Annotated in this window: 25 protein-coding genes and 1 riboswitch; of the genes, 8 read left to right on the top strand and 17 right to left on the bottom strand. The window is 66.2% G+C overall.

The features are described from left to right. Nucleotides 1-30 precede the first annotated feature (30 nt). From proB to ABEA06_RS04010, 6 genes are all read right to left on the bottom strand, one after another. Nucleotides 31-1287 (bottom strand): glutamate 5-kinase, encoded by a 1257-nt coding sequence (gene proB, locus ABEA06_RS03985; RefSeq protein WP_303383072.1) that lies wholly within the window; start codon nucleotides 1285-1287, stop codon nucleotides 31-33. Next, on the bottom strand, nucleotides 1280-2878 hold the full coding sequence (obgE, locus tag ABEA06_RS03990) for a GTPase ObgE (protein WP_345310636.1): 1599 nt from the start codon (nucleotides 2876-2878) through the stop codon (nucleotides 1280-1282). Before obgE ends, proB begins: the two co-directional genes overlap by 8 nt. 161 nt (nucleotides 2879-3039) lie before the next feature. Next, the gene (rpmA, locus tag ABEA06_RS03995; RefSeq protein WP_190780252.1) at nucleotides 3040-3294 is read right to left on the bottom strand and encodes a 50S ribosomal protein L27; all 255 of its coding nucleotides are present in this window, start codon (nucleotides 3292-3294) and stop codon (nucleotides 3040-3042) included. A 45-nt stretch (nucleotides 3295-3339) separates the two neighbouring features. Next, the gene (gene rplU / locus ABEA06_RS04000) at nucleotides 3340-3651 is read right to left on the bottom strand and encodes a 50S ribosomal protein L21 (RefSeq protein WP_303383076.1); all 312 of its coding nucleotides are present in this window, start codon (nucleotides 3649-3651) and stop codon (nucleotides 3340-3342) included. A gap of 212 nt (nucleotides 3652-3863) precedes the next feature. Continuing rightward, on the bottom strand, nucleotides 3864-5402 hold the full coding sequence (locus tag ABEA06_RS04005; RefSeq protein ID WP_345310637.1) for a bifunctional hydroxymethylpyrimidine kinase/phosphomethylpyrimidine kinase: 1539 nt from the start codon (nucleotides 5400-5402) through the stop codon (nucleotides 3864-3866). Continuing rightward, nucleotides 5390-5484, bottom strand: a riboswitch (TPP riboswitch). Its footprint overlaps the gene before it by 13 nt. A gap of 79 nt (nucleotides 5485-5563) precedes the next feature. Beyond that, nucleotides 5564-8791 carry an Rne/Rng family ribonuclease gene (locus ABEA06_RS04010; RefSeq protein WP_425559487.1) on the bottom strand — a complete coding sequence of 1076 codons (3228 nt, stop codon included), beginning with the start codon at nucleotides 8789-8791 and terminating at the stop codon, nucleotides 5564-5566. Between the two features lie 152 nt (nucleotides 8792-8943). On the opposite strand from ABEA06_RS04010, the gene ABEA06_RS04015 reads away from it, so the two are divergent. Beyond that, the gene (locus ABEA06_RS04015) at nucleotides 8944-9552 is read left to right on the top strand and encodes a vitamin K epoxide reductase family protein (protein WP_303383159.1); all 609 of its coding nucleotides are present in this window, start codon (nucleotides 8944-8946) and stop codon (nucleotides 9550-9552) included. A 109-nt stretch (nucleotides 9553-9661) separates the two neighbouring features. Here ABEA06_RS04015 and ndk read toward each other — a convergent pair whose 3' ends face one another. From ndk to ABEA06_RS04050, 7 genes are all read right to left on the bottom strand, one after another. Then, nucleotides 9662-10075, bottom strand: a complete 414-nt coding sequence (ndk, locus tag ABEA06_RS04020) for a nucleoside-diphosphate kinase (RefSeq protein WP_190780250.1) — start codon at nucleotides 10073-10075, stop codon at nucleotides 9662-9664. 73 nt (nucleotides 10076-10148) lie between these two features. Further along, nucleotides 10149-10598 carry a DUF4233 domain-containing protein gene (locus tag ABEA06_RS04025; RefSeq protein ID WP_345310639.1) on the bottom strand — a complete coding sequence of 150 codons (450 nt, stop codon included), beginning with the start codon at nucleotides 10596-10598 and terminating at the stop codon, nucleotides 10149-10151. Nucleotides 10599-10628: 30 nt separating this feature from the next. Further along, nucleotides 10629-11999, bottom strand: coding sequence for a bifunctional folylpolyglutamate synthase/dihydrofolate synthase (locus ABEA06_RS04030; RefSeq protein ID WP_345310640.1), 1371 nt, complete (start codon nucleotides 11997-11999; stop codon nucleotides 10629-10631). After that, complete coding sequence (ileS, locus tag ABEA06_RS04035; RefSeq protein ID WP_345310641.1) at nucleotides 11999-15307, bottom strand: isoleucine--tRNA ligase; 3309 nt, start codon at nucleotides 15305-15307, stop codon at nucleotides 11999-12001. The genes ABEA06_RS04030 and ileS overlap by 1 nt, the downstream gene beginning before the upstream one ends. Nucleotides 15308-15593: 286 nt before the next feature. Continuing rightward, nucleotides 15594-15935, bottom strand: a complete 342-nt coding sequence (locus tag ABEA06_RS04040) for a superantigen-like protein SSL4 (RefSeq protein ID WP_345310642.1) — start codon at nucleotides 15933-15935, stop codon at nucleotides 15594-15596. Nucleotides 15936-16020: 85 nt separating this feature from the next. Beyond that, nucleotides 16021-16713 (bottom strand): response regulator transcription factor, encoded by a 693-nt coding sequence (locus ABEA06_RS04045; protein ID WP_345310643.1) that lies wholly within the window; start codon nucleotides 16711-16713, stop codon nucleotides 16021-16023. A 1-nt stretch (nucleotide 16714) separates the two neighbouring features. Further along, nucleotides 16715-18172: a sensor histidine kinase gene (locus ABEA06_RS04050; RefSeq protein ID WP_345310644.1), complete on the bottom strand. Its 1458-nt coding sequence runs from the start codon at nucleotides 18170-18172 to the stop codon at nucleotides 16715-16717. Nucleotides 18173-18595: 423 nt separating this feature from the next. Here ABEA06_RS04050 and ABEA06_RS04055 point away from each other — a divergent pair, with 423 nt between their 5' ends. Continuing rightward, nucleotides 18596-18874: a GNAT family N-acetyltransferase gene (locus tag ABEA06_RS04055; RefSeq protein WP_345310645.1), complete on the top strand. Its 279-nt coding sequence runs from the start codon at nucleotides 18596-18598 to the stop codon at nucleotides 18872-18874. Nucleotides 18875-18960: 86 nt separating this feature from the next. Further along, nucleotides 18961-19707, top strand: a complete 747-nt coding sequence (locus ABEA06_RS04060; RefSeq protein WP_345310646.1) for a haloacid dehalogenase-like hydrolase — start codon at nucleotides 18961-18963, stop codon at nucleotides 19705-19707. 46 nt (nucleotides 19708-19753) lie between these two features. Here the strand turns inward: ABEA06_RS04060 and ABEA06_RS04065 are convergent, their stop codons facing one another. Then, a complete protein-coding gene (locus ABEA06_RS04065; protein ID WP_345310647.1) occupies nucleotides 19754-19924 on the bottom strand; it encodes a hypothetical protein in 171 nt (56 codons plus the stop codon). Between the two features lie 859 nt (nucleotides 19925-20783). Next, the gene (locus tag ABEA06_RS14535; RefSeq protein WP_425559488.1) at nucleotides 20784-21068 is read right to left on the bottom strand and encodes an HXXEE domain-containing protein; all 285 of its coding nucleotides are present in this window, start codon (nucleotides 21066-21068) and stop codon (nucleotides 20784-20786) included. A gap of 53 nt (nucleotides 21069-21121) precedes the next feature. Between ABEA06_RS14535 and ABEA06_RS04070 the strand changes: the two genes are divergently transcribed. From ABEA06_RS04070 to ABEA06_RS04090, 5 genes are all read left to right on the top strand, one after another. Then, nucleotides 21122-21664, top strand: a complete 543-nt coding sequence (locus ABEA06_RS04070) for a TetR/AcrR family transcriptional regulator (RefSeq protein WP_345310648.1) — start codon at nucleotides 21122-21124, stop codon at nucleotides 21662-21664. Between the two features lie 60 nt (nucleotides 21665-21724). Continuing rightward, nucleotides 21725-22204, top strand: coding sequence for an SDR family NAD(P)-dependent oxidoreductase (locus ABEA06_RS04075; RefSeq protein WP_345310649.1), 480 nt, complete (start codon nucleotides 21725-21727; stop codon nucleotides 22202-22204). 36 nt (nucleotides 22205-22240) lie between these two features. Further along, nucleotides 22241-22882 (top strand): Rossmann-fold NAD(P)-binding domain-containing protein, encoded by a 642-nt coding sequence (locus ABEA06_RS04080; RefSeq protein ID WP_345310650.1) that lies wholly within the window; start codon nucleotides 22241-22243, stop codon nucleotides 22880-22882. Between the two features lie 61 nt (nucleotides 22883-22943). Further along, complete coding sequence (locus ABEA06_RS04085; protein WP_345310651.1) at nucleotides 22944-23192, top strand: hypothetical protein; 249 nt, start codon at nucleotides 22944-22946, stop codon at nucleotides 23190-23192. Beyond that, nucleotides 23189-24139 (top strand): Clp protease N-terminal domain-containing protein, encoded by a 951-nt coding sequence (locus ABEA06_RS04090; RefSeq protein WP_345310652.1) that lies wholly within the window; start codon nucleotides 23189-23191, stop codon nucleotides 24137-24139. The genes ABEA06_RS04085 and ABEA06_RS04090 overlap by 4 nt, the downstream gene beginning before the upstream one ends. A 187-nt stretch (nucleotides 24140-24326) precedes the next feature. On the opposite strand, the gene ABEA06_RS04095 is transcribed toward ABEA06_RS04090, so the two are convergent. Both ABEA06_RS04095 and ABEA06_RS04100 read right to left on the bottom strand, forming a co-directional pair. After that, complete coding sequence (locus tag ABEA06_RS04095; protein ID WP_345310653.1) at nucleotides 24327-25127, bottom strand: SDR family oxidoreductase; 801 nt, start codon at nucleotides 25125-25127, stop codon at nucleotides 24327-24329. 64 nt (nucleotides 25128-25191) lie between these two features. Next, nucleotides 25192-25560, bottom strand: a complete 369-nt coding sequence (locus ABEA06_RS04100; protein WP_303383659.1) for a DUF488 domain-containing protein — start codon at nucleotides 25558-25560, stop codon at nucleotides 25192-25194. Between the last annotated feature and the right edge of the window lie 40 nt (nucleotides 25561-25600).

Raw genomic sequence — 25600 nt, forward strand, 5'->3', positions numbered from 1 at the left:
GCGTACTTCTCAAACATGGGACGCGGGCGGCTACTTGAGCTTGGTGCGCGCGGATCGTGGGCGCAGCGTGACCAGGTTGTCCACGTGGATCAGTTCCCGGGCGAAGTCCTCTCCGAACTCGTCACCGAGCTGGTCGGTGCGCTTACCCAGCATGTCGGGCACTTCGTCCGAGCTGTAGTTGATCAAACCGTGGGCGACCTCATTGCCGTCCTGGTCCTTCATGGAAACGGGGTCACCGGCGGTGAATGTGCCGCTCACCGCGTTGACTCCCGCGGCCAGCAGTGACCGCCTGCCACGAATGGCTTCCACGGCGCCGTCGTCGAGTGTGAGGGTGCCCTTGATGTCGGCGAGGTGAGCCAGCCACAACAACCGTACGTTGCGGCGACCACCGGTGGTGGAGAACCAGGTGCCCACGTTTTCCCCGGCCAGGGCCTCGTTGATATTGCCCGCGGAGGTCACCAGCGCGGGAATTCCCGACGCCGCCGCGATGCGAGCGGCCTGCACCTTGGTCACCATGCCACCGGAGCCCACACCCACGCGACCGACAGATCCGATTTCGACACCTTCCAGGTCCGCGATCGGGTCATCGATGCGAGCGATCCGCTCGCCGCCGTCCTTGGGCGGCTTGGTGTACAGGGCGTCAACGTCCGAGAGCAGCAGCAGCGCGTCCGCCTTGATCAGGTGCGCCACGAGCGCGGCAATGCGGTCGTTGTCGCCGAACTTGATCTCGTGGGTCGCCACGGCGTCGTTCTCATTGACGATGGGCAGGATACCCAGGTCCAACAAGCGTTCGATCTGGCGGTGCGCGTTCTTGTACTGCGAGTGCCGCATGAGGTCTTCGGCGGTCAGCAGCACCTGCCCCACCGTGACCCCGTAACGCGCAAAGTATTCGGTGTAGCGGGAGATCAGGAGTCCCTGTCCCACGGACGCGGCCGCCTGCTTGGTGGAGAGGTCCTTGGGCCGCTTGGCCAGACCCAGCGGTGACAGACCGGCGGTGATCGCACCCGATGACACGAAGATGATGTCCGTGCCGCGAGCCTTGGCGCCGCCGAGGGCGTCCACAATGCTGCGCAGCGCGTTCTCGTCAATGGAGTTCTCGACGGAGGTCAGCGACGAGGACCCCACCTTGACCACCACGCGTCGCGCCTGGGGCAGCTGGGAGGGCTCAGTGATCGGAGACCGACGGTTCTTCCCACGGTTCTCCGTGCTCAGCTGCATGGCCGACTTGGCCGCGTCCTGCTCGACGGCTGCGACATCAATCTTCTCGGTGGTCATTTTTTCACTCATGCTCGGGGAGATCCTGTCGACGCTGATCAAGGTGACGGCCGCGCGCCTGGTCCACTGATTCCGTCCAGACACCTGCCTTGCGTTCGGCCTCGAGCTCGGCACGAGCCTCGGCCTTCGCGTCCATGCGATCGTAGAACTGTTCGCGCTTTTCACGGCGCGTAGGTCGGTTCGTTTCGTCCAACCGCAAGTCCGTACCGCGCGGGCCGCCCAACAGCTCCGCGCCTCCCACCATGGTGGGCTCCCAGTCGAAGACCACGCCGTTGTCCTCGGGACCGATCAACACCGCATCACCGGGACGGGCACCGGTTCGGAACAATTCGTCCTCGATACCCAGCTTGGCAAAACGGTCCGCGAGGTAACCCACTGCTTCGTCGTTGTTGAAATCAGTTTGTTGCACCCACCGCTCGGGCTTTTCACCGCGTACGTGCCACAGGGGTTCTCCCCCGCGGTCCTCACGGGAAATCGTGAAACCCTTGCGGTTCTCGCCGCGACGGCCACGCACGGGCTCCGGACGCACCACCTGGGACTGTGTGTCGGTTTCATCGGGTTCATCCTCGGTGCGCACCTGCGCCACGAGCTCTGCCATGGCGAACCCGAGTTGACGCAACCCCTCGTGTGATGCCGTGGACACCTCGAACACGCGGTAGCCGCGCTTCTCCAGATCCGGGCGGATGAACTCCGCGAGCTCCCGGGCCTCGGGGACATCGATCTTGTTGAGCACCACCATCCGGGGGCGTTCCGTCAAGGGCACGGTGTCCTGGTTCTCGTCCTGGATGTCCTGGGCGTAGTGGGCCAACTCGGTCTCCAAGGCGTCCAGGTCCGTGAGCGGATCACGGCCCGGTTCCAGGGTTGCGCAGTCGATCACGTGAACCAGCGCGGCGCAGCGCTCCACGTGCCGCAGGAATTCCAGGCCCAGACCCTTGCCCTGGGAGGCCCCCGGGATCAGACCGGGAACGTCCGCCACGGTGAAACGTGTGTCGCCGGCCTGCACCACGCCCAGGTTGGGTACCAGGGTGGTGAAGGGGTAGTCCGCGATTTTCGGGCGGGCCGCGCTCATCGCCGCGATCAAGCTGGACTTTCCCGCCGAGGGGAAGCCGACCAGGGCGATGTCCGCAATGGACTTGAGCTCGAGTTCGACCTCGTGTTCCGCGCCCGGCGTGCCGAGCAGGGCGAAACCGGGGGCCTTGCGCTTCTGGGAGGACAGTGCGGCGTTGCCCAGACCACCGTAACCGCCGCTGGCGATCACGTATTCGGTGCCTTCACCCAGCAGGTCCGCCAGGACGTTTCCCCGGCGGTCCTTCACCACGGTTCCATCGGGAACGGACAGGATCAAATCCTGACCCTTGAACCCGTGGCGGAGATCGCCCTTACCCGGTTCACCGTTGGGGGCCTTCTGGTGAGGTGAGTGGTGGAAACCCAGCAGCGTGGTGGACTGGCCGTCCACGCGAAGGATCACGGAACCGCCGTCTCCGCCATTGCCGCCGTCGGGTCCACCGAGCGGCTTGAACTTCTCACGGCGCACGGACACACAACCGTGTCCGCCATTGCCGCCAGTAGCGTGCACAATGACTCGATCGACAAAACTGGCCACGGGGCTCCTTAAAGTCCTCGGCGCCTTCGCTGCCTCAGGGGCACAGCGAACACCTCTGGTTGAAAGACTAAAGGGTGAGCGCGTATTGCGCCCACCCTTTAGTGGTTGCCGGCCACGGGAAACCCGTGGACAGCGGGTGGACCCGGAGGTCCAAAAGTCAATTACTCGGCGGTCTGGATGTTGACCACGCGACGACCGCGGCGGGTACCGAACTCGACGGCGCCGGCGGACAGGGCGAACAGGGTGTCGTCCTTGCCGCGGCCCACGTTCAGACCCGGGTGGAAGTGGGTGCCGCGCTGGCGGACCAGGATCTCACCGGCGCTGACGGTCTGACCGCCGAAACGCTTCACGCCCAGGTACTGAGCGTTCGAGTCACGACCGTTGCGAGTGGAGCTCGCGCCCTTCTTATGTGCCATGGTGTGTGCCTACCTTCGTGTCAAATGTACGGGAAAGGGTGTGACTTAGGCGTCGATGCCGGTGACCTTGACGGTCGTCAGCTCGGCGCGGAAGCCCTGACGCTTCTTGTACCCGGTCTTGTTCTTGTACTTCATGATCGAGATCTTGGGACCGCGAAGGTCTTCAATGATCTCGGCAGTGACCTTTACGTTGGCCAGGGTCTTGGAATCGGAGGTGACCTTGTCCCCATCGACCAGCAGCAGCGCAGGAAGCTGAATGGTGCTGCCTGCCTCACCGGCGACGCGGTCAAGGGTCACGAGGTCTCCAACGGAAACCTTCTCCTGGCGGCCGCCTGCGCGGACAATCGCGTACACCACTTGGGAACTCACTTCTCTCGACATCTATGGACTACGTGTAAGGGTCGGGAACACACCTGGAGGACCACGAATGTCGAGACATCACGTCGCGGCAGTCCTAGCAGACCGCGCCTAGCGTGGCTTTCGCATCAAACAGGAGGTGAACCCGAGTGTGCCGCCTGACGCGGTGGATTTAACTGTCCACACACACGCTGGTACCCGGCACCGAAAATCTAGCATACCCGATGCGTGGAAGCTACGGCAAACGGGCGGGCCCCGGCGCGTCGAACGGGTTCGGCGAAGAACCGCAGCTCCAGCTCACAGCCTCGCATGAACACCTCCCGCATGCGCCGTCGGGTAACCGGGTCTGCCGTTGCGGCTGCCCGGTCCACGATGTCCTTGGCCCGCTCGGTCGCGAGGTGGAATCCGGGAGCATTGTAGGTGGCCAGCCAATCGCCGTACGGATGCGGTTCCAGTCCGGCAGCGCGGGCCTTTTCCGTCAGCGCGCCACCCACTGCCGCGTAGAGCCAGTAGCACGGCAATACTGCCGCGGCCCCCACCGCGAAGGTCTCACTTCCCGTGGCCGCCAGCAGAAAATCCGAATACGTCTTGGTCACCTCGGACGCCGGCTGCGGGGGCGCACCGTGGAGCCGCGTGCGGTGCAGCGCAGACTCCACGGTCACGACCTCCGCCGCTCCGTGGGCGAAGAATGCGCGCGCCGATTCCGACGGCGCCGCCGCGGCCAACGCGGCCAGCGCACGTGAGTAAACAGCCAAGTACTGCCTGTCCTGGTCCAGGTACCACTGGAAGGTCTCGGACGGCAGCGTGCCGTTGCCCAACTGGGCAACGAAGTCCAGGGTGTCGATCTCACCACGCACACCCTCGCAATCGCGCCAGAGCGCATCCGTGAATCGCCCGTGGGAGTCGGTGTCCACCAGAACATGCTGAGCATGGTGGAAATGATGTACGGGGCCGTTGCCCCGTCCCACGTGGAGACCGTCGGCGTGTTCGAGCGCGCCGCGCAGCCACGAGCGCGCCGTGCTCACGGCGCCCACCCAGTCCCCCGTGCGTGCCACGACCGTGGCAATGGCGCAGGACAGAGAACACCCGGTGCCGTGAGTGTTGGACGTTGCGACGCGCGGATCGTCGAACACGATCACGGGCTCGTCCCGCCCGGGTTCGAGCAGAGCATCCGGGGTTCGCGCTCCGGGCAGGTGGCCACCCTTCACGAGGACGCGCGTGCCGAACCGCTCGGCCACGTCTTGGCCCTGTCTCAGGGCCTCGGTCCACGTGCCAGCCGGCGCCGCACCGGCCAGCACGGCCAGTTCCGGGAGGTTGGGCGTGATCAGGTCGGCGAACGGCAGCAGTGACAACAGGGCCGTTTGAGCCTCCGCCCGCAACAATCGCCCACCGGCCGTGGCCACCATCACGGGATCAAGCACCGTCACCGGTGGTTTCACCTCGGCCAGCCAGTCGCGCACGGCCTCGATCACCTCGACCGATCCGAGCATGCCCACCTTGACCGCGTCCAGAGTCACGTCGGAGCTCACGGCCTCGAGCTGGGCGCGGAGGACCCGCACGGGTGGGGTGTGGATGTCGATCACGCCCTTGGTGTTCTGGGCCACCACCGCGGTGATCACGTTCATGCCGTAACCGCCCATTGCGGCGATGGACTTCAGGTCGGCGGCCTGCCCGGCGCCGCCCGTGGGATCGGTGCCCGCGATCGACAGGACGCGGGGCACGGTTGGAACAGCAGAATGCGTAGTCAGCACGACATTCCCTTCGCTAGTACGAGCTAGATCAGGTTCAACGGGTGTTATCTCAGCCGCTCGTGCGGCACCCCGTGTCAGTGGTACAGATCATGCCACAAGGGTGCGGGGTTCTGATTCCCGCACCCTTGTGGCATGTCATGTCTTGCGGTCGGTGACCGGTGTCAGCTCGTGGCGCCACCCGTCATCTTCATGTCCTCGGCCTTCACACCCACGCCCACCACGGTGGGCTGAGCCGAGGCCTTGGGCGCCTTCTGCTGAGAGATATCGGCCGTGAACCGCTTGACGGGTTCCTCCGTACCAACCGGCTCGTGGGTCCGAACACTGGCCGTTCCCGGTGCCGCCGCGGGTGCGGACGCTCGGCGGGAACGACGCCGCGTGGCCGGCTTGATCTCCGCCTCCGCAGCGGGTGCCACGGCCGCCTTGGCGCCCCCCGGTTGCGACTCATTGGTTGCCGGGCGCTGGGCCCGGCGCGAACGGCCTCCGCGGCTGCCACGCGAGGACTGCTCCTGCGAGGCCGTATCACGTGCCGGCTGCCCGTCCGAGGACTGCTCCCGGGTTGCGTCGTGAGCGGGTTCCTCCGTGAAGGCCGCGGTCAGCGAGTCCAGCGTGAATGACTGCTGACCGGTCTGCGACTGCTCCTCGTGGTGAGCGCTGCCGTGGGGCAACTCGATGACCTCACCATGAATGGTGAGACTGGACGAAGGGCCCTCGCCCGTGTCGTTCGACTCCCGGCCGCGGTCACCGCGGGCCGAGTCCTGGGAATCCGCTGACGACGCGTCCTCGCCCTGGCCGTCCTGACCCGACTGACCTCGGCCACGACTGCGCTTGCCGCGACGCTTCTTACGGCGACGATCGCCGTCCTGATCACCGTGTTCCTGGTTGTCCTGGGCACCGGACTGATCCTTCGCCTGGCCCTCGCCGCCGGAGCGCTCGGCGGACTGGGCGTCACCCGGCTGACCCGGCGCGGCGTCGTCGTCGTGCTGTGAAGCCGCCGCGATACTGGCCAGTGCGCTGCGAGCCGCCTCGGCGCGGGCCTTGGAGTCTTCCTCGCTGCCCGCGTGGCCGTTGTCCGAGCCGTTGCCACCGTTACCGGTGTTCTTGGGCTTGTCCTGCGATCCGCCCGGCTGAGCACCCTGGTGCTGCTGCTTGTGCTTGGAGCGTTTGCGCTCGTTGCGGTTGGTGCGGTGGTCCGCGCCCGAATCCCCGGCGCGCCCCTTGAGCGGGTGGTCGTGCACGATCGCGCCGCGACCGGCACACGCCTCGCACGGCTCCGAGAAGACTTCGAGCAGGCCCGTGCCCATGCGCTTGCGCGTCATCTGCACCAGACCCAGGGAGGTCACCTCCGCGACCTGGTGCTTGGTGCGGTCCCTGCCCAGGCACTCGACCAGGCGACGCAGCACCAGCTCACGGTTGGACTCCAGGACCATGTCGATGAAGTCGACCACGATGATCCCGCCGATGTCCCGCAGCCGCAGCTGGCGGACGATCTCCTCGGCGGCCTCCAGGTTGTTCTTGGTGACCGTCTCCTCCAGGTTGCCGCCGGAGCCGGTGAATTTGCCGGTATTGACGTCCACCACGGTCATGGCCTCGGTGCGGTCGATCACGAGCGAACCGCCGGAGGGGAGGTAGACCTTGCGGTCCAGGGCCTTCTGGATCTGCTCCTCCACGCGGAAGGATTCGAACAGGTCCGTGTCATCGCTCCATTGCTCCAACCGGTCCAGCAGGTCCGGGGCCACGTAGGTCACATAGGCCTCGATGTTGTCCCAGGCCTGCTCGCCCTGGACGACCATGGCGGTGAAGTCCTCGTTGAACACGTCACGCACGGTCTTGATGGTCAGATCCGGCTCGGCGTAGAGCATTTCCGGGGCCAGGGTCTTGGTGGACCCGGCTTTCTCCTGGATCTGTTCCCATTGCGAGCGCAACCGGTTGATGTCGTTGGTGAGTTCTTCCTCCGACGCGCCCTCCGCCGCGGTGCGAACGATCACGCCGGCGCCCTCGGGCAGGCGGTCCTTGAGGATCTTCTTGAGGCGCTGCCGTTCCACGTCGGGCAGCTTGCGAGAAATGCCGGTCATCGAACCGCCCGGCACGTACACCAGGTAGCGGCCCGGCAGGGACACCTGGCTGGTCAAGCGGGCACCCTTGTGGCCCACCGGATCCTTGGTGACCTGAACCAGGACGGAGTCCCCGGACTTGAGCGCGTTCTCGATCTTGCGGGGTTTGTGGCCCAGCTCCGCGGCATCCCAATCGACTTCGCCCGCGTAGAGCACCGCGTTGCGGCCGCGTCCGATGTCCACGAACGCGGCTTCCATGGACGGCAGCACGTTCTGCACCTTGCCCACGTACACGTTGCCGATCAGCGAATCCTGTTGGGTGTGGGAGACGAAGTGCTCGGCAAGCACACCGTCCTCGAGCACACCGATCTGGATCCGGTTCTCCTTCTGGCGCACGAGCATCTTGCGTTCGACCGATTCGCGGCGGGCCAGGAACTCGGCCTCGGTGATCACGTGGCGGCGGCGACCCGACTGGCGGGATTCACGACGGCGCTGCCGCTTGGCTTCCAGGCGCGTGGATCCCTTGACGCCGGTGACCTCATCGGCTCCGCTCTCGCTCACGCGGGGCGCGCGGACTCGGGTGACGGTGCCGTCGGACTCGTCCACGAGTTCCATGTCCACATCACCGCGGCGACGGCGTCGCCTGCGCCGGCTGGTCACGGCGCCCGAGGAGTCGTCCTCTTCGGTGTCGTCCTCGTCCGGCTGCTGGGGCTGGCGACGCTGGGCGTCCCGCTCCTTGGCGGCTTCGCGCTGGCGAACGGCGGCAGCCTCGGCGGCCGCACGGATCTCATCCTGGTCGGGAGCGTGGAACATCAGACCCGCCCCCACACCGAAGGATGGCTCGGCCTCGGGCGTGTCCTCGGTGTCGGGTTCCATGGCCTCGGCGGTGTCCTGGGGCTCGGCCGTGTCCAAGGATTCGGCGGTGTCTTGGGGCTCGGCCGTGTCCGGCTCGTCGGTTACCTGGGTGTCGCCTTGGGGTTCGGTCGGGGTTTGCTCAAGAGCGGGCTGCTCGGCGGCTGTGTGCGCCTCCGTGGTCTGCTGCTCCGCAGCAGATACCTGTTCCTGTGTCGTCTGTTCCGCGTTGTCCTGTTCGGATTCCATGTGAGGTTGTACTCCTGCTCGGAACACCGTCCGCACCCGGGTCCGAGGTGTGCTCGGTCGGTCGAACCGGTGGTGTGACACCACGCGGTCGCCGGAAGTCATGGTGGTACCTGCCGAGTGCGCCGACTGACGTGAACGCTCGTGGCAAGCCGGCGGATGTCCGAGTCGCATAATCCTTGGGGATTGCGAACTTTCTCCGGACGGACGCGCTCGATCTGTTGAGAGCCGCGGGTCCATCCGCCATGTATCGGAGGTCCTGCCGGACCGGTTCCCATGTACGGCTGGGTACCGACCGTTGCCAAGTATCTCACAGTACGTCCGCGCACCCCAGAATTGACGTGTGCGGCAGGCCACATCGCCCGTGGCACCGTGTCGATTAGCATCGGTCTGTGAGCTCAACAAACACCCCGGACCGTCAGCACACCGCCCCCACAGATCGAGGCTGGGCGAGCCTCGCGCTGATTCTGTCGATCATCGGATTCGGTGCTTCCGCGACCCTGGTGATGGAACGCCTGGCCATTTTCGCGGACGCCGGCCACCGCACGAGTTGCGACATCAACGCATGGCTCTCGTGCGGAACCGTGATGCGCACTCCCCAGGCCGAACTCTTCGGATTCCCCAACCCGTTCATCGGCATCGTGGCCTACGCGGTCGTGATGGCGATCGCGGTGGGCGTCCTGGCGGGTGCTCGCTTTGCCGACTGGTACTGGTGGCTCGTGTGGGTGGGTACCCTCGCGGGTTCCGTGTTCACCCTGTGGTTGTGGTGGCAGACCACCTTCGAGATCAACACCCTGTGCTTGTATTGCATGATCGTGTGGATCGCACAGACCATCCTGCTGGCCCACACCACGGCGCGAAACGCCCGGGCGGGAATGTTCGGCGACCGATTCGTCCGGGCCGGCCATTCCGGCGCCTGGGCGTGGTTGATCGCCATCGGTCTCCTGGTGGTGGCTTTCGGCATCATTGCCGTCCGTTTCGCCACCGTGATTTTCGCGTAGCGACCCGCACGGGCCCGGACAGTCAAAATACGCGACGGCGGGGTGCGACCGGATATTCGGTCGCACACCGCCGTTGCTCGTTCCACGAGTCCGAGTGGGTCAGTGCGGATCAGGCGAACCAGATGCCGATCTCGCGCGCTGCGGACTCGGGTGAATCCGATCCGTGCACCAGGTTCTTCTGAACCTTCTCGCCCCAGTCGCGGCCCAGATCCCCGCGAATGGTGCCGGGGGGCGCGGTGGTGGGTTCGGTGGAACCGGCCAGGCTGCGGAAACCTTCGATCACGCGGTTACCCTCGACCACGGCGGCAACCACCGGGCCGGAGCCCATGAACTCGACCAGCGGTTCGAAGAACGGCTTGCCCTGGTGTTCCTCGTAATGCTGTTCGAGGATCTCCCGCGTGGCCTGCACGAGCTTGAGCTCCACGATCTTGTAGCCCTTGGCCTCGACACGCGCGAGGATCTGACCGGTCAGGCCGCGCTCCACGCCGTCGGGCTTTACCAGCACCAGGGTGCGTTCCGTCATCAACATCTCCTTGGATCGATCTCGTCAGGGGTACCGCGACCAGCCTACCGGCCGTGCTACGCTGCGCGGTGACTCACTCGAGTTCATGCGGGTGTTCGGCTTCCCACTGTTCCTGGAGACGATCGCGTTCCCGGTTCTCCCGGTCGATCGCGGTGCCCTTGACCACGGCGTAGCACCACGCCGCCGCGCACACCGCGCCGAGCACGAACATGGCCGGCACCAGGAAGCCCGTGGCAATCAGCACGAGCTGCAACACCCAGCCGAGCACGTATCCGCCGGGCCTGCGCACCATGCCGCACGCGATCAGGAACACCAGGGTGAGCAACACCCCGCCGCCCACGAGCAGCCACTGGTGGGTGGTTTCCCAGTCCCGTGCCAGGATCCCGAAGGCCGCCAGCGTGGCGAAGAAAACAATGAACGCCTCGATGGCCAGTACGGACACCGCGAACATTGCCTTGATGGAGCCGCGCGGTTTCTTCTGGCCCGGGCGCCATTCGCGCTGGGCCCTGGTCATTTTTGCCATGGTCATGTCCTCCCAACGCTGTGGCGGTTCTCAGAGGCCGAGGAGCGCACGGGCTTCACCCACCACGGTGACGGAACCGGTGATCAGTACCGCGCCGTCGAATTCCTGGCGGTCGGCGGCGTCCTGGACGGCGGAGGCAATGGCGTCGTCCAGGCGGCCCTCCGCGTGGACCATGTCCTCGTCGAATCCCATGTCCGCGGCGATCTCGGCCAGCTCCTGGGGCGGGATCGCCCGCGGGGACCGGGATTGGCTGCACCACAATTCGAGCTCGTACTCGCCGTACTCCTCGGCGAGCGTGCGCAGCATGGTCTCCGCGTCCTTCTCGCCCAGAATCCCGACCACCAGGTTGAGTTTGGCGAACGTGAACGATTCCTTGACGGCCGCCGCCGAGGCTTTCAGCCCGTGCGGATTGTGCGCCGCGTCCAAGAGCACGGGCGGTGCCTTGCGGGCCAGCTCGAGCCTGCCCGGAGAGGCCACGGTGCCCAACCCTGCGACCAACAGCTCCTGGTTGAGGGGTTTGTCTCCCCCACCCAGCAGTGCCTCCACGGCTGCGATGGCCAGCGCCGCGTTCTCCGCCTGGTGCTCACCGAACAGCGGCAGCATGAGGTCCGTGTACTCGGCGGCCAGGCCGTGAACGGCCATGATCTGCCCGCCCACGGCAATGGTGCGGCCACTCACACCGAATTCCACGCCCGCGAAGCGGAAATTCGCTCCGACCTCTTGAGCCCGTTCCAGCAGCACCTGGGCCACCGCGGGGTCCTGGGCCGCGGACACCAGGAATCCGCCGCTCTTGACGATCCCGGACTTCTCCAACGCAATGTCCTGGAGTGTGTCCCCGAGCATCTCCGTGTGATCCAGGTCCACGGGCGTCACGATGGACACCGCGGCGTCGGCCACGTTGGTGGCGTCCCAGCTGCCGCCGATGCCCACTTCCAGGACCATGACGTCCACGGGTTCGTCCGCGAAGATCGCGAACGCCAGAACGGTGAGCACCTCGAAGTATGTGAGCCGGGGCTCGCCGCGCTGCGCCAACTCGGTGTCCACAAGCCGCAGGTACGGGGCGATTTCGCCGTAGCCGCGCACGAAGGTCTCATCCGCCACGGGCTTGCCGTCCAGGCTGATGCGCTCGGTGACCTTCTCCAGGTGCGGGCTCGTGTAGCGGCCCACCCGGAGGTCATGGGCGAGCAGCAAGGACTCCACCATGCGAGCCGTGGAGGTCTTGCCGTTGGTCCCGGTGATGTGGATGACCGGCGCGCTCTTTTCGGGGTTCCCGAGAATGTCCACGGCGCGCTGGACCGCGTCCAAGCGCGGCGCCATCCGGTTCTCCGGCGCACGGTCGAGAAGCTCCGCGTACACCTCTTCCACGGTCTGGGGAGTCGAAAGATCCCATGCGTCACTCATCAGTTCACCACCTCCACGGTTACCGAGGACTCGTCCGAGACAATGACCTCGAGCTCACGGCTCAGGGTCTCCCCCGCCACGAGGTCACGATTGGCGTCGACCGCGGCACACGTTGGCGCATCCGCATGAATGGTCGTGTGGATCCGGTCGGAGACGTTGAGGTCCGCGTTCTTACGCTCCTGCTGGATAGCACGGATCATGTCCCGGGCGGTGCCCTCCGCGCGCAGCTCGTCGGTCAGCTCGGTGTCCAGTACCAGGAAACCGCCACCGGGCAGCACCGTGACGGCGCGCGCGGAGGTCTCCGCGGCGTCGTCGACGACCGTGGCCAACTCGTATTCACCCGCTTCCAACGGAATCGATCCGGCCGTGACCGTGCCGTCCTCGGCCACCGACCAGTCGCCCGACTTGGCGGCCTTGATGACCTGCTGGACCTGCTTGCCCAGGCGCGGTCCCGCGGCGCGGGCGTTGACCTTGAGTTGCCGCGAGATGCCGAAGTCCGCCGGCGAGACCTCCGCCGAGTCGAGCAGCGTGACGGTCTTGAGGTTGAGCTCGTCCGCGATGATGGACTCGAACGTTCCCCCGAGGCGCTGTCCCTCGGGAACCGCCACGGTGAGACCCGCCAGGGGCTGGCGCACGCGCAGGTTGTGGGCCTTGCGCAGGGCAGAACCGGAGGAGCAGATGGCGCGCGTGCGGTTCATGAGCGTCATGAGGTCCTCGTCCTGCGGGAACAGGGAGGCGTCCGGCCAGTCCGTGAGGTGCACCGAACGGCCACCGGTCAGTCCGCGCCAGATCTCCTCCGTGACCAGGGGCAACAGTGGCGCGGCTACGCGGCACACGGTCTCCAGGCACGTGTAGAGCACGTCGAAGGCCTGGGTGTCCTCGTCGAAGAACCGCTCGCGTGAACGGCGTACGTACCAGTTGGTGAGTGTGTCCATGGCGGAACGCAGGGTTTCGGCGGCGGACCAGATGTCGTAGTCGTCGAACTGCTGCTTGGTCTCGGTGACCAGCCGTCCGGTCTCGGCCAGGATGTAGCGGTCCATCACGTTCTCGGCGCCGTAGCGCAGTTGCGCCTCGTACCCGGCGCCGCCGTTGGCGGCGTTCGTGTACAGACCGAAGAAGTGGTAGACGTTCCACAGCGGCAACATCATTTGGCGGACACCCTCGCGGATGCCCTGCTCGGTCACCACCAGGTTTCCACCGCGCAGGATGGGTGAGGACATCAGGAACCAGCGCATGGCGTCCGCACCGTCACGATCGAAGACCTCGTTGACGTCCGGGTAGTTGCGCAGGGACTTGGACATCTTCTGCCCGTCCGAGCCCAGCACGATGCCGTGCGAGATCACGTTGCGGAACGCCGGGCGGTCGAACAAGGCGGTGGCCAGCACGTGCAGCAGGTAGAACCAGCCGCGGGTCTGTCCGATGTACTCCACGATGAAGTCGGCCGGGTTGTGGGTCTCGAACCACTCCCGGTTCTCCATGGGGTAGTGCACCTGGGCGTAGGGCATGGACCCGGAGTCGAACCAGACGTCCAGGATTTCCGGCACACGGCGCATCACGGACCGGCCGCTGGGATCGTCCGGGTTGGGCCGGGTGAGGTCGTCGATCCACGGGCGGTGCAGATCCACCTCACCGTCCGCATTGCGCGGTAGCGTACCGAAATCCCGTTCGATCTCGGCCAGCGAGCCGTACACGTCACGGCGCGGGTAATTGGGGTCGCTGGACTCCCAGACCGGGATGGGCGAACCCCAATAACGGTTGCGGGAAATGGACCAGTCGCGCGCGTTTTCGAGCCACTTACCGAACTGGCCGTCCTTGACGTTGTCCGGGATCCAGTTGATCTCCTGGTTGAGTTCCACCATGCGGTCCTTGATGTCCGTGACCCGCACGAACCATGAGGAGACCGCACGGTAGATCAGGGGGTTGCGGCAGCGCCAACAATGCGGATAGGAGTGCACGTAGCTGGATTCGCGCACCAGTGCATCCTGGGCGCGCAAGTCGCGGATCACGGTGCGGGCCACGTCCTTGTCGAACACATTGTGTCCGGCGATCCCGGCCAGGGGAGCTCCGGCGGCCAGGGTCTCGTCCGTGAAGAAGTCGTAGAACACGCCGGCCTCGTCCACCGAGAGCACCACGGGGATGTCGTAGCGGGCGCACACGTTCTGATCGTCCTCACCGTAGGCCGGAGACTGATGCACCAGCCCGGTGCCGTCCGTGGTGGTGACGTAGTCGGCCACGAGGATCTGCCACGCGGTGCCGGTGCCGAAGCGTTCGGCGTCCGTGAAGTAATCCCACAGCGGGCGGTAGCGCACGCCCTCCAGCTGAGCACCGGTGAAGTGGGCGGTCACGGCCTCGCGGGCGGCCGCTGCGGGGTCCTCGGCGTCGCCGTGCCCCAGGTCCTTGGCGTAGCCGTCCAGCAGGTCGGAGGCGATCAGGTAGCGACGCCCGGCCAACTGCGCCCCGCTGTGGACCAGCACGTAGTCGATGTCCGGGCCGACCGCGAGCGCCTCGTTGGTGGGCAGGGTCCACGGCGTGGTGGTCCAGGCAAGGGCGCGGGCGCCGGCGAGCTGGGCCACGACGTCGGGCTGTTCGGCCCAGGACGCGTCGTCGAGGATCTCGAAGCCCACGGTGACGGTGGTGTCCTGACGGTCCTTGTAGACGTCGTCATCCATGCGCAGCTCGTGGTTGGACAGCGGCGTCTCGTCCTTCCAGCAGTACGGCAACACGCGGTAACCGGAGTAGATCAGGCCCTTGTCGTTGAGTGACTTGAACGCGGCCATGACCGATTCCATGTACTCGACGTTGAGGGTCTTGTAGTCGTTGTCGAAATCAACCCAGCGGGCCTGACGGGTCACGTAGTCCTGCCATTCGGTGGCGTACTTCATGACGGAGGCGCGGCAGGCATCGTTGAACTTGTCGATGCCCATGGTTTCGATTTCATGCTTGTCGCTCATGCCCAACTGCTTCATGGCCTCGAGTTCGGCCGGCAAACCGTGGGTGTCCCACCCGAAGCGGCGCTCCACGCGGCGGCCCTGCTGGGTTCGATAGCGGGCGACCAGGTCCTTGACGTAGCCGGTGAGCAGGTGCCCGTAGTGGGGCAGGCCGTTGGCGAAGGGAGGGCCGTCGTAGAAGACGAATTCGTTGGCACCGTCCTGGCCGCGATCGCGCCGGTCGATGCTGGCCTGGAAGGTGTCGTCCTGCTTCCAGTACTCGAGAACGCGCTCCTCGACCTGCGGGAACCGCGGGGCGGACGGGACGCCCTGAGCGGCGGGGTCGGTGCTTACCTTGGGGTAAACGAGTGAATCAGTCACGGTGCTCCATCCTGAGACGTCAGTAAATTCAGGATGCGAGGACGCTGGGGCGCACGGAGTACGCCGGCGGCGCGGTACCACCTCGCTTACTCGCGCCGTTGCGCTCCCACAGGGAACGACGACGCCGCGAGCCGCTCATTCGAAGGCTGTCACGGGCCCACCCGTTCGGTTCTACTGACATCGCTCCGCCGGAGCGATCCGTTCTTCCGAAGACTCCCCGGTGATGGCCGGTTCACGGTCTGTGCGTGCACGGGGTGCACCGCGCCATTCTAACCCCACGAGGGACTCAGTCGTCACCCCAGTCCCCGTCGCACTCCCACTCCTCGTCGTCCCACTCGCACACGCCACCCAGGGCGGGGGCCTGGGGAACGGGTACGGGAGCCAACGACGGCGCGGGAGCGACCGGGCGTTCGGTCGGCGCCGGGGCCGCGGGGTCCGGGGCCTGCTCGGCGTGGCCCGCCGCGCTCCGGGTCGTGGCCTCGCTCGGTGACGCGCTGGTCGTGGTCTGCGGGGTCACCACAATGCCCGGAACGGTGGTGGTCTCAGGGGAGTCCATGGGCATGATCACGAGGGCGGTGGCCGTCACCCCCAGTGCCGCGAGGATGGCGGCGTTCCGAAGCATTTTCATGTCTCAACTGTGCTGCGGGTCAATGAAACCACCGTGAGCCGGACATGAGGAACTTCTCATAATCGCCCGGCCGGGGCGGGCGAACCTACGACGCACGCGGATCCACCAGTTTGTAACCGGCTCCACGCACGGTGATGAACCGGTCCGCACCCATTTTTTTCCGCAGGTAACGCAGGTAGACCACCACCACGTTGGACGCGCCGTCGTAGTCGTAACCCCACACCCTCGACAGGATGATTTCCTGGGTGAGCACCTGATTCGGGTGCTCCAGGAACAACGACAGCAGGGCGTACTCGCGGCTGGACAGTTCAACCTCGCGCTTGTGCGCACCCGCGCCCACGGTGGCAACCCGCGTGCGGAGGTTCAGGGTGAGATCCCCGAATTCACGGCTCTCCTGGGCGGGTCGTGCGCCGCCGCCGTTGCGCTCGCGAGCACGCAGTTTGATCCGGGCCAGCAGTTCCTCGAACCGGAAGGGCTTGGCCAGGTAGTCGTCCGCGCCGCCCTCCAGTCCGTGCACCGTGTCCGCCACGGAATCGCGGGCGGTGCACATGAGGACCGGGATGTCCGCGCCCATCTCACGCAGGGCACGCAGCACGGCGAATCCGTCCATGCGGGGTAGCCCCACGTCCAGGACCAGCAGATCGAACTCACCGCTGCTCGCGTAGTCCAAAGCGGTGATCCCGTCCTCCACCACGGTGGGCGTGTAACCGTGAGCCTTCAGGCCTCGAGCCACAAATCGCGAAATGCGGGGCTCGTCCTCGGCAATCAGTATTCGCATGTCAGCGCTCCTCGGGATCTGGCACGGGGGTGTTGTCCTGCGGGAAAATGATGGTGAACGTGGAACCGTGCCCCGGCCGGGACGTGAGGCTGACCGAGCCGCCGTGGGCTTGCGCAATGGCCTCGACAATGGCCAGGCCCAGACCGGAACCCGATTCACCGCCGCTGTCGGAGACGCGGGCAAAACGTTCGAAGATCCGCGCCTGGTCCGCCTTGGCAATCCCGATGCCCTCGTCACGGACTCCCACCATGATCATGGACCGGCCGGACAGGCTCATGTGCTGGACCTTCAGTTCGATCGTGGTGTGCGGTTCGCTGTACCGCACGGCGTTGGCGGCCAGTTGCACCACGGCCTGGGTGAGGCGGTCCTCGTCCGCCCGGGCCATCACGTCCGCCCCGAAATCGAGCAGCCAGCGCCTGGGGCCCAGGTGCTCGATGCGGGACATGGCGTTGCGAGCGAATTCCGCCATATCCACGGGCGCGAATTTCACGAAATCGGGCCGGCCGGTCTTGGCCAGGGTGGAGAGGTCCGTCACCAGGTTGTTCATCCGGTCCAACTCGTCCAGGGCGATCTCGTGGCCCTCGCTCACGTCCGCGGGGTCGGAGAGGTCCGTGGTTTCCAGGGTCCCCCGGATGATGGTCAACGGCGTGCGTAGTTCGTGGGAGACATCGGACATGAATTGCCGTTGATGCGCGTAGCCCTCGTGGATGCGTTCCAGCATGCGGTTGAAGTTCTGGGCGAGCGCGGCCACGTCGTCCCGGGTACCCGGATCGGGAACGCGACGTTCCAGGTCGTCGATGGTGATCTCCCGAGTGGCATTGCGCAGATCCCCAATGGGGCGCATGAGTTTCCCCGTCACGACCAGGCCCACCAGCGCAGAGGCCAGCAACGTTGCCAGGCTGACCACGGTGTAGGTGACGGCGGAGATCCAAATCTGATCGCGCTGATTTTGGATCCTGTTGGCCGCCACGAAAATACCGGGCGTGTCATCGCTGTACAGCTCCACGGACGCGACGGCGGCCGGGATCGCCTCACCGTTGATCTCGAGGTGGGTGAAAATGGTGCTGCCCGGCGTGTGAGTGCTCAGGATCTGCTCGACCGTGTCCGGGTTGTCGAGTTCAAAGGCCTGCTCTTGCGGTTTCAACTGCGGGCGGTCGTCCAAGAAGGCGAGGAACGATTCATGTTCCCCCGGGACGGCGCTCTGAATGGCGGCCCGCATCAGGTCCTCGGTGCTTTCGTTCCCGCCCACATCCGACTGGCGAAGCTCCGCGATCCGCTGGAACTCATCCACCTCCTGGAGCAGTTCCGCGTTGACCCGGTCGTCCAACACGGTGAACTGCACGTAGTAGCTGACGAATCCGGCAATGAGCAGGCCACCGGCCATGAAGGCGAGCATCGTGGACAGGATACGCACTCGCACGGACCGTGAGGAGAGGTCCTTGTTGAATGGGCCTTTCACGGTCACCTTCCGATGCGTCGATGCCAGGGCTACGCGCAGCGTCCCGCGGGACAGCGGTTACTCCGTGGCGCGTCCCCGTTTCCAGTACCCCATGAACGATATGTCAGTTTTCGGCACCCCGGGTGACAGCGCCGCCGGCCCGGCCGGCAACGTGGCATCCCCGTGCGAGGAGACCTCCCCGGCTACGTGCACGCAATACCACTCAACGAAATGAATTGATCACGCAGTCGATGACGACGCCGCGGCGCCCGGGCGGGTCGCTTCATCGCCCCCGCGCAAACCAGTTGGGTACGCGGCCACGCCCACGAGCGACGCAAGTGCCAGGCGGCGCCGGGTCACGGCCGGCGTATGGGCGGGGTGTGACAATGCGTGAACTGTGCCTCATCGAACAGCCCCATTAGATCAGGTTCGCCCAACCCAGCGGTGTGGTACATCCGTCTGCCCCCTCCCGAGGGGATGCGCGCGGAGATTGCGACCCGCCTTGTCCGCCACGCCGACCAACTGGTCATTCCGTGGATCATCCGCCGGAGAAGCGACGGCCGCACCGTCGGGATGACGACGTTTCTGAACCTTCGCCTCGATCACCGCCGACTGGAGATCGGCTCCACCTGGCTCGCCGCCAGTGCCCAGGGCACGGGGCTGAACACCGAGGTCAAGCTGCAGCAGCTGACCTGGGCCTCGAAGGCCTCAATCACCGCCTGAGGGCGTTACTGCTGACACGGTCAAGTAGCCGTCGGTTACCACCGTCGCGCGGAGCGATACCCGTCCTCCCCTATAAGATTCGGCAGATGAGTGCTGCGCCAATAGTTGCCCTGTCCGAGGTCCCACGACGTCAAGTGGTGGTGTTCGATCTGGACGGCACTCTGGTGGCCGGGGATTCCTTCGGGGCTTTCTTGCGCCATCTGATCACACGAAATCTTCTCCGCTGTGCTATGGCGGTGGTCACGGTGCCGGTCTGGTTGCCGGCCTGGCTTCTGCCGCCCACCCGCCTGGCTGCCGAGCGGTACCTGGTGTGGCTGGCCGCCGCCGGAATGGACGAAGACGCCTTCGCCGCCGCCGCTGGCGACTTCGCGACCCGGCACGCCGGGCCCGCTACCGGGCGCGCTCCCGCGGCAGCCCTGGAACGAGTGCGCGAGCACCGGGAGGCCGGGGACTGGGTGGTCGTGGCCACCGGATGTGCTTCGCCGTTGGCGCAGGAGGTTTGCACTGTGATCGGCCTGGACGGGGTCGATGTGGTCGCCTCGACCCTGATCCGCCGCCGCTGGGGTCTACCACAGGCGATGCCCGCCCGCGGCGAGGCCAAGCTGCGGGCTCTGGGGGCCGCCGGTGTGGCACTACCAGTCGATCACGCCTACTCCGATAGCTTCTCGGACCTGCCCCTGCTGCGCGCGGCCCGCACCGCCCACCTCGTAGACCCCTCTCCGCGCGATCAGGCGCGGCTGCAGCGGGCGCTCGGCAAAGACATCGAGGTGCTGCGCTGGGCAGCTTTCCGGGGGCGAGAGGCTCGGGACCGGACACGTGGCAGTAATCAATGACAAATACCGGACCGGTTCCCGGGCGGAGACGAGCCCGCGGTGCGTTTCAGCCAGGGTGGTCGAGGCCGCCCAGGGCCTCCAGGATAATCTCAGCGGTGGCCCGTCCCCTGGTCACCGGGAACAGGTGCCCACCCTCGACCCACCGCACGGTGGCCCCCAGCTCTTCGGCCAGTCGCAGCTGCGCCGGATGCCGGGAATCCTCGGGGGAGCAAACCACGGTGCAGGGGCCGCGGTAGGCCCTTGGTATTTTGGGCGCCGTAGTATGAAGACGGTCGGCGGCCGCCCCCAGGGACAGCGGAGCACCTGCAGGAGGCTGGGCGGCATAACGTTTGTAGGCGTGCTCTCGCAAAAGCCGGCGATCGCCTCGCCCGCAACCGGCAGCCAGCTCAACCCCCGCAGACAACCGCGCACGAGCACCCGCCCTCTTCGGGGCTTGTCGAGGGTGCTCGGGGCCAGCAGGACCATGGACACGTCCTCGCCGGGCTTGAAAAACAGTGCCTCTAGAGCGCCCAGCGAGTGGGCAATGACCACGCGCTGCGCCGGGCCCTCGTAGCGAGTCAGTTCAACCATCAGCTCCGCGTAGTCGTGGACCGGCAGGGGAAACCCGGGGAAAAACCGCACATCGAAGACCATTCCGATAACGTAGCAGCGGAGCTCGGCTGCGGCTCTGCCCCCATTGCCGCGTAATGCCCATGACCTCGGTACACATCACGTTATGGGAGGGCTCTTAACGTGGTCTTTATAAGTGGTTCCAACGTGAACCTTGTTCAGTGGCTCGAGGTGACTCGCTCATTTCGGGAACGCCGAATTTGGTATGCCGCACCGAGCACTACACCGGCACCAGTCAAAATCACCACGGCCCCGTAAAGAGGGGAATCAATGGCCTGGGTCACCAACATCCCGATCCCGGCCAGGAGCAGGCCTCTCTGATGGCAATGACCTCCCTAACATTATTCACTTCTTCATTTAGCGCTGGTTGGGAAAAGCTGAATAAGAAAGCAAAAAAACCTTTGTGGCTGGATCGGCGCACCGTTGCGATGCTATGTCCTTGCCTCGACCTGACGCACCAGGAGAGCTCACCGTCTGCCGAACCAACCCGTCAGCGCGCTGGCCGGCCCAGCCCCCCGTGCGACGACTTGGGCCAGCACGGCCGACGGCACCAGCAGGGCCGCCCCTCGCACACGGTCTGCGGCGATCAGCCAGATCCCCTCGCGCTCCAGCTCCTCAACGGCCAAATGGCAGCCGGGCAGCATCAAGGGCATAGCCGTCAACAGCCCCGGCGTGTAGCCCCGGGTGAGTACCGAAGCGGCGACATGCGTCCCGAGATGGGCCTCCAACCCCGCCACTACGGCTCGGTACATCGTGGAGTGCCCTCGGGTGCGGGTCCCGGAGGCGCAGGCGGCCCCTGGCAGCAGTGCTCGACCTCCTCTCCGAGGACGGCTATGCACCGCTGACGACAGCGAAGGTCGCCAAACGGGCCGGGGTGTCGACGGGGACCCTGTACCGGCGCTGGCCCTCAAAACGGAAACTGATCCTCGCGGCCGCTGGACACATCGCCGCGGCCGAGACAACGGACGTTGACACGGGATCGACCGACGGGGACCTGCGTGAACTGCTGGCCCACAAACGGAAGTCGCTGTGCGGAAGGATCGGAGGGATCCTGGTCTCCCTGGTCGGCGAGGCGATTCATGATCCGGAGTTGGCCGCGATCCTGCGCGCCGACATCTTCGAGCCCACTCGCGAGCATCTCGCGGCAATTCTGGAACGGGCAGCCGCGCTCGGGGAGGCTGGGCATCACGATGCCGATGCCGCTACCCATCTGGTCGTCGGCACGGTCCTTGCTGACATCGCTTTCCGGGCTGCGCACGATCCGCGAACACCGGCAGGTCAGGCCGCCAACCTGCTGCCCGACGCGGAGGCAACCCTGCTCCTGCGCGCTTTGACGGGCATAAGCTGACGTGGAGACATGCGTCCCGCTTCGCCCTCGCACCGCATCCGAACGGATAGAACTAAGCCGATGAGACACACCATCGTGATAACCGGCGCGACCCGAGGCATCGGCCGCATCGCCGCTGCCCGCATCCTCGCCGAGTCCCCCGGGGCGCATCTGGTCGTGCTGACCCGCGACGGGGGCGGCGCGAAGCTGGCCCGCGAGCTGGGACGCCGCGACCGATCAATCTTTTTTGTCGACGCGGACCTGCTGTCCGTGGGCAGCGTCCGCGCGGCCGCCGACGAACTGGCCGGACGGCTCGACTCCGGCGACCTGCCGCCCCTGCGCGCAATCGTGGGCAATGCCGGGCTGCAGTACACCAGCAACCTCACCCGCAGTCACGACGGCCTGGAGGCGACCCTCGCGATCAACGTGCTCGCCAACCACGTCCTCGTGCGCCGTCTCCAGGACCACCTCCAAGGCCCGTCTCGCGTCGTCAGCACCGTGAGCGACACCCACTTCGGCGATCTGAGGCACAACCTGGGCATGGTCCCCGGACCGCAGTGACACCCGCCCCACGTGCTGGCCCGGACCGGCTCTTTCGTGAACCCGGGCACGGTCACCGCCGGCCGGACCGCCTACTTCACCAGCAAGCTCGCCGCGATCCACCTCATCCACGAGTACGCCCGGCGGTTGCCGCCCGGTGTCGACATCATCGGCTACAACCCCGGCCTGGTGCCCGGTACGGCCTTGACCCGCGACGCCGGTGCGCTGTCCCGGTTCGTCATGCACCGGGTGATGCCGTTGCTGAGCCTCACCCCGTTGGCCAGTAGCCCCTGCACTGCCGGCCGCAGCCTCGCCGACGTCGTCCTGGGCAAGCTCCCGACGTCCACGGGTGACTACGTCGATCACGACCGGGTCGCGCCATCGTCGAAGGAGTCCTACAACCGCGAGCGCGAAAGCGAACTTTGGGAAGCCCTTGAACGCCTCCGCGCTGAGGTGCCGTCGGACGTTCCGCAAGCCGGTTCGGGTATGGGGCGGTTGCCCTGGGCCTCCGTCACCGAAGTGGTGCGTGGTGGCTTCACCGGGGCCACCTGCATAGACCGCGGGGTCTACGACGCGTCCCTCGACTCAGGTGTGCCGCACCTGAGGGGTGTGAAGGATGGCGTCGAGGGGATTGCCGTCCACGGGCACGAGACGCGTGTAGAAGCAGGCGAGGGGGGTCATGATCGGTCCAACCGGTGACCCACCCCAGCAAGACAAGCATTGTTGACTTGGGTGGGCATGTCAACGTACGTTGCTGTCTATGAAGACTACAGACCTTGCTGAGCGGGCGGGCGACTTGTCCGACCCGACGACAGGACTACGCGCCATCGCGTCGCTGCGGCGTCTTGCGGACACGCTGGAGCTGCGCCAGGTGGAGGCCGCGCTGGCGGCGGGTCTGGGCTGGGTCGATATCGCGGCCTGCCTCGGCGTGTCGCGGCAGGCCGTCCACAGGAAGTACCGCAACCGCATCCGCCCGGATCTGGCACCCAAGCACGGAGGACCCCGATGAGCACCCGCACGATGTACAAGTACCTGACCGCCGGGTGGCGCGAGGCCGCACGGGCACGAGAGCCCTACATCGACCTAGACCATCTGCTGATCGGCCTGATCGCCGCGGGCGGGCCGGCCGCACAGGCCCTCTCGCAGCACGACATAACGCTGAGCTCTGCCCGCACGGCCGCCGGCGCGGTCCAGGCCGACGCCGTCGCCCAGCTCGGCGTGGACGTTCATGTCCTGCCCGCGTCGACGCCCCGGCCGGTGAGCGAGCTGAACTATGACGACGCCGGCGATGTTCCGTCGGCCAAACGGGTGCAGCGCCTCCTCGACAGCCTCGGCATGCGCGTGACCGAGCGTGATCTTCTGCGGGCCTTGCTCGCGGAGCCGTCCGGGACGATCCGCGAGATGATCGAGCACACCGGGGCCGACCCGAAAGCCGTCATGGCCGACGTCGAGGATGCCGCGGACTGGACCACCCCCACGCCGCGGCGCGCCCGCACCGTCGAGTCGCAGGCCCACGAACGAACCGTGGCCGTCCTGCTCACCCACTTCATTCCCGCCGATGCGCCCCTGGTGCGCTCGGTCGCAGCGGATCCCGCGCTCGCCCCTCAATGGCTGATGCTGCCCGAGATGGAGCAGCAGGCGGACGGAGCCCTCGCCGGCACGTGGACCAAGCGCGCCCGCACGAGCACTCTGCGCCTCGCCCTCACCGCGGACGCCCAGGACCGGGTCCGCTGGTCCGATCAGTGGAATGACGGGCCCTGGGGCTGGTACGACCTGAGGCTCACTCCCGCGGAGGGGGGCACCATGCTGACGCTGACTCGTGCTGTTCGTCCCCTCGGCCTGGTCGGTGCCGCGCTGGGCCCGGTGATCCGATTGACGAACGGTCTCGGATTGCTCGTCCGTGCCCAGAACCTCTCATTCGCCTGCGCCGACGCCATTGAGCAGGATTTGCGATGAGGAACGACGCCGCGGCGCCCGGGCGGGTCGCTTCATCGCCCTCGCGCGAGCCAGTTGAGCACGCGGCCACGCCCACGAGCGACGCAAGTGCCAGGCCAGAGCTAAGCAGGCCGCCCCGGGTCACGATAGGTACGCGGGCCCCGACGACACGTTCTCATCGAAGCCCGTTCACTACACCGTTTCAGCGTCAGGATTGCTTGCGAATCATCTTGTGAATGGCCGCCTGCGCCACCGGCTTCACGGTGAGGGTGTCGATGTTGACGTGGTGCGGCAGCTCCACGGCGAAGGCGAGCACCTCGGCCACATCGGCACCGGTGAGCGGTTTCTCCACACCGGCGTAGATCTTGTCCGCGGCTTCCTGATCACCACCGAGGCGCATGAGTGAGAACTCCGGGGTGTGCACCAGGCCGGGAGCTACCTCGACCACGCGCACGTTGTGTTCGGCTTCCTCCAAGCGCAGTGCTTCGGTCATGGAGCGCTCGGCGTACTTGGCGGCGTTGTACCCGGCGCCACCCTCGTAGGCGCGGAAGGCAGCCAGCGAGGTCAGGTTGACCACGGTGGCCTCGCCATTCTCGCGCAGGGCCGGTAAGAAGGCCCGGGTCACCCGCAGGGTGCCCATGACGTTGACCTGAAACATCCAGTCCCAGTCCTCATCCTTGGCGTCAAGGATCTTGTCGGTGCCCCGCGCGCCGCCGGAGATGTTGAGCACGGCATCCACGGTCTTCTGTTCGGACAGCACCGTGTCGCGCAGGGCGTCGACCTGGGCCTGATCCGTGATGTCCGTGGGCGCCGCGATCGCACCGGTGCGTTGGGCGAGGTCTTCGAGTCGGTCCGCACGGCGTGCCAAGGCGTAGACGGTCCAGCCGCTGCTGCGCAGTCGCTCCACGGTGGCCTCGCCGATACCGGTCGAAGCGCCGGTAACCACGGCCACCTTGCCGTTGCCGAGAGGCTTGGGGTTGTTGTAGGCGGTCTGTGTGTTGTGAGTCATATCTACAACCGTAGCTACCTTATTGTTTCGCGATAAATACCTAATTGGACTTGATTGTTATGTTTCAGAACCCGCTGCGGTGGTCGCGCAACCAACCCAGTAACACCACGGCGTTATTGTGTTCCACGTCCTTAGCGTCGTAGAGCAGAGTCGCCGCGTCCACGTCTCGCAGAACGTGTTCGAGTTCTGCTACCTCCCCCGACGCATCCTGATCCAGTTCCTTCCGGTAGCGCGACGCGAATTCCTCAAATTTCTGGGGATCGTGGCCGAACCACTTTCGAAGACCGTCCGTGGGCGCAAGGTTCTTAAACCAGTGGTTCAGGGCGGCGTGGTCCTTGCTCACCCCGCGAGGCCACAATTTGTCGACCAGGATGCGAGCGCCGTCGTCCGGGTCCCTGTCCTCACGAACGCGCTTGATCTGTAGCTGTGCCATGACCCCACGCTAGGCCTGTTGCGCCCGAATTGCATGAGAG

The sequence above is a fragment of the Kocuria gwangalliensis genome (genome assembly GCF_039544365.1).
GTDB classification, from domain to species: Bacteria; Actinomycetota; Actinomycetes; order Actinomycetales; family Micrococcaceae; genus Kocuria; species Kocuria gwangalliensis.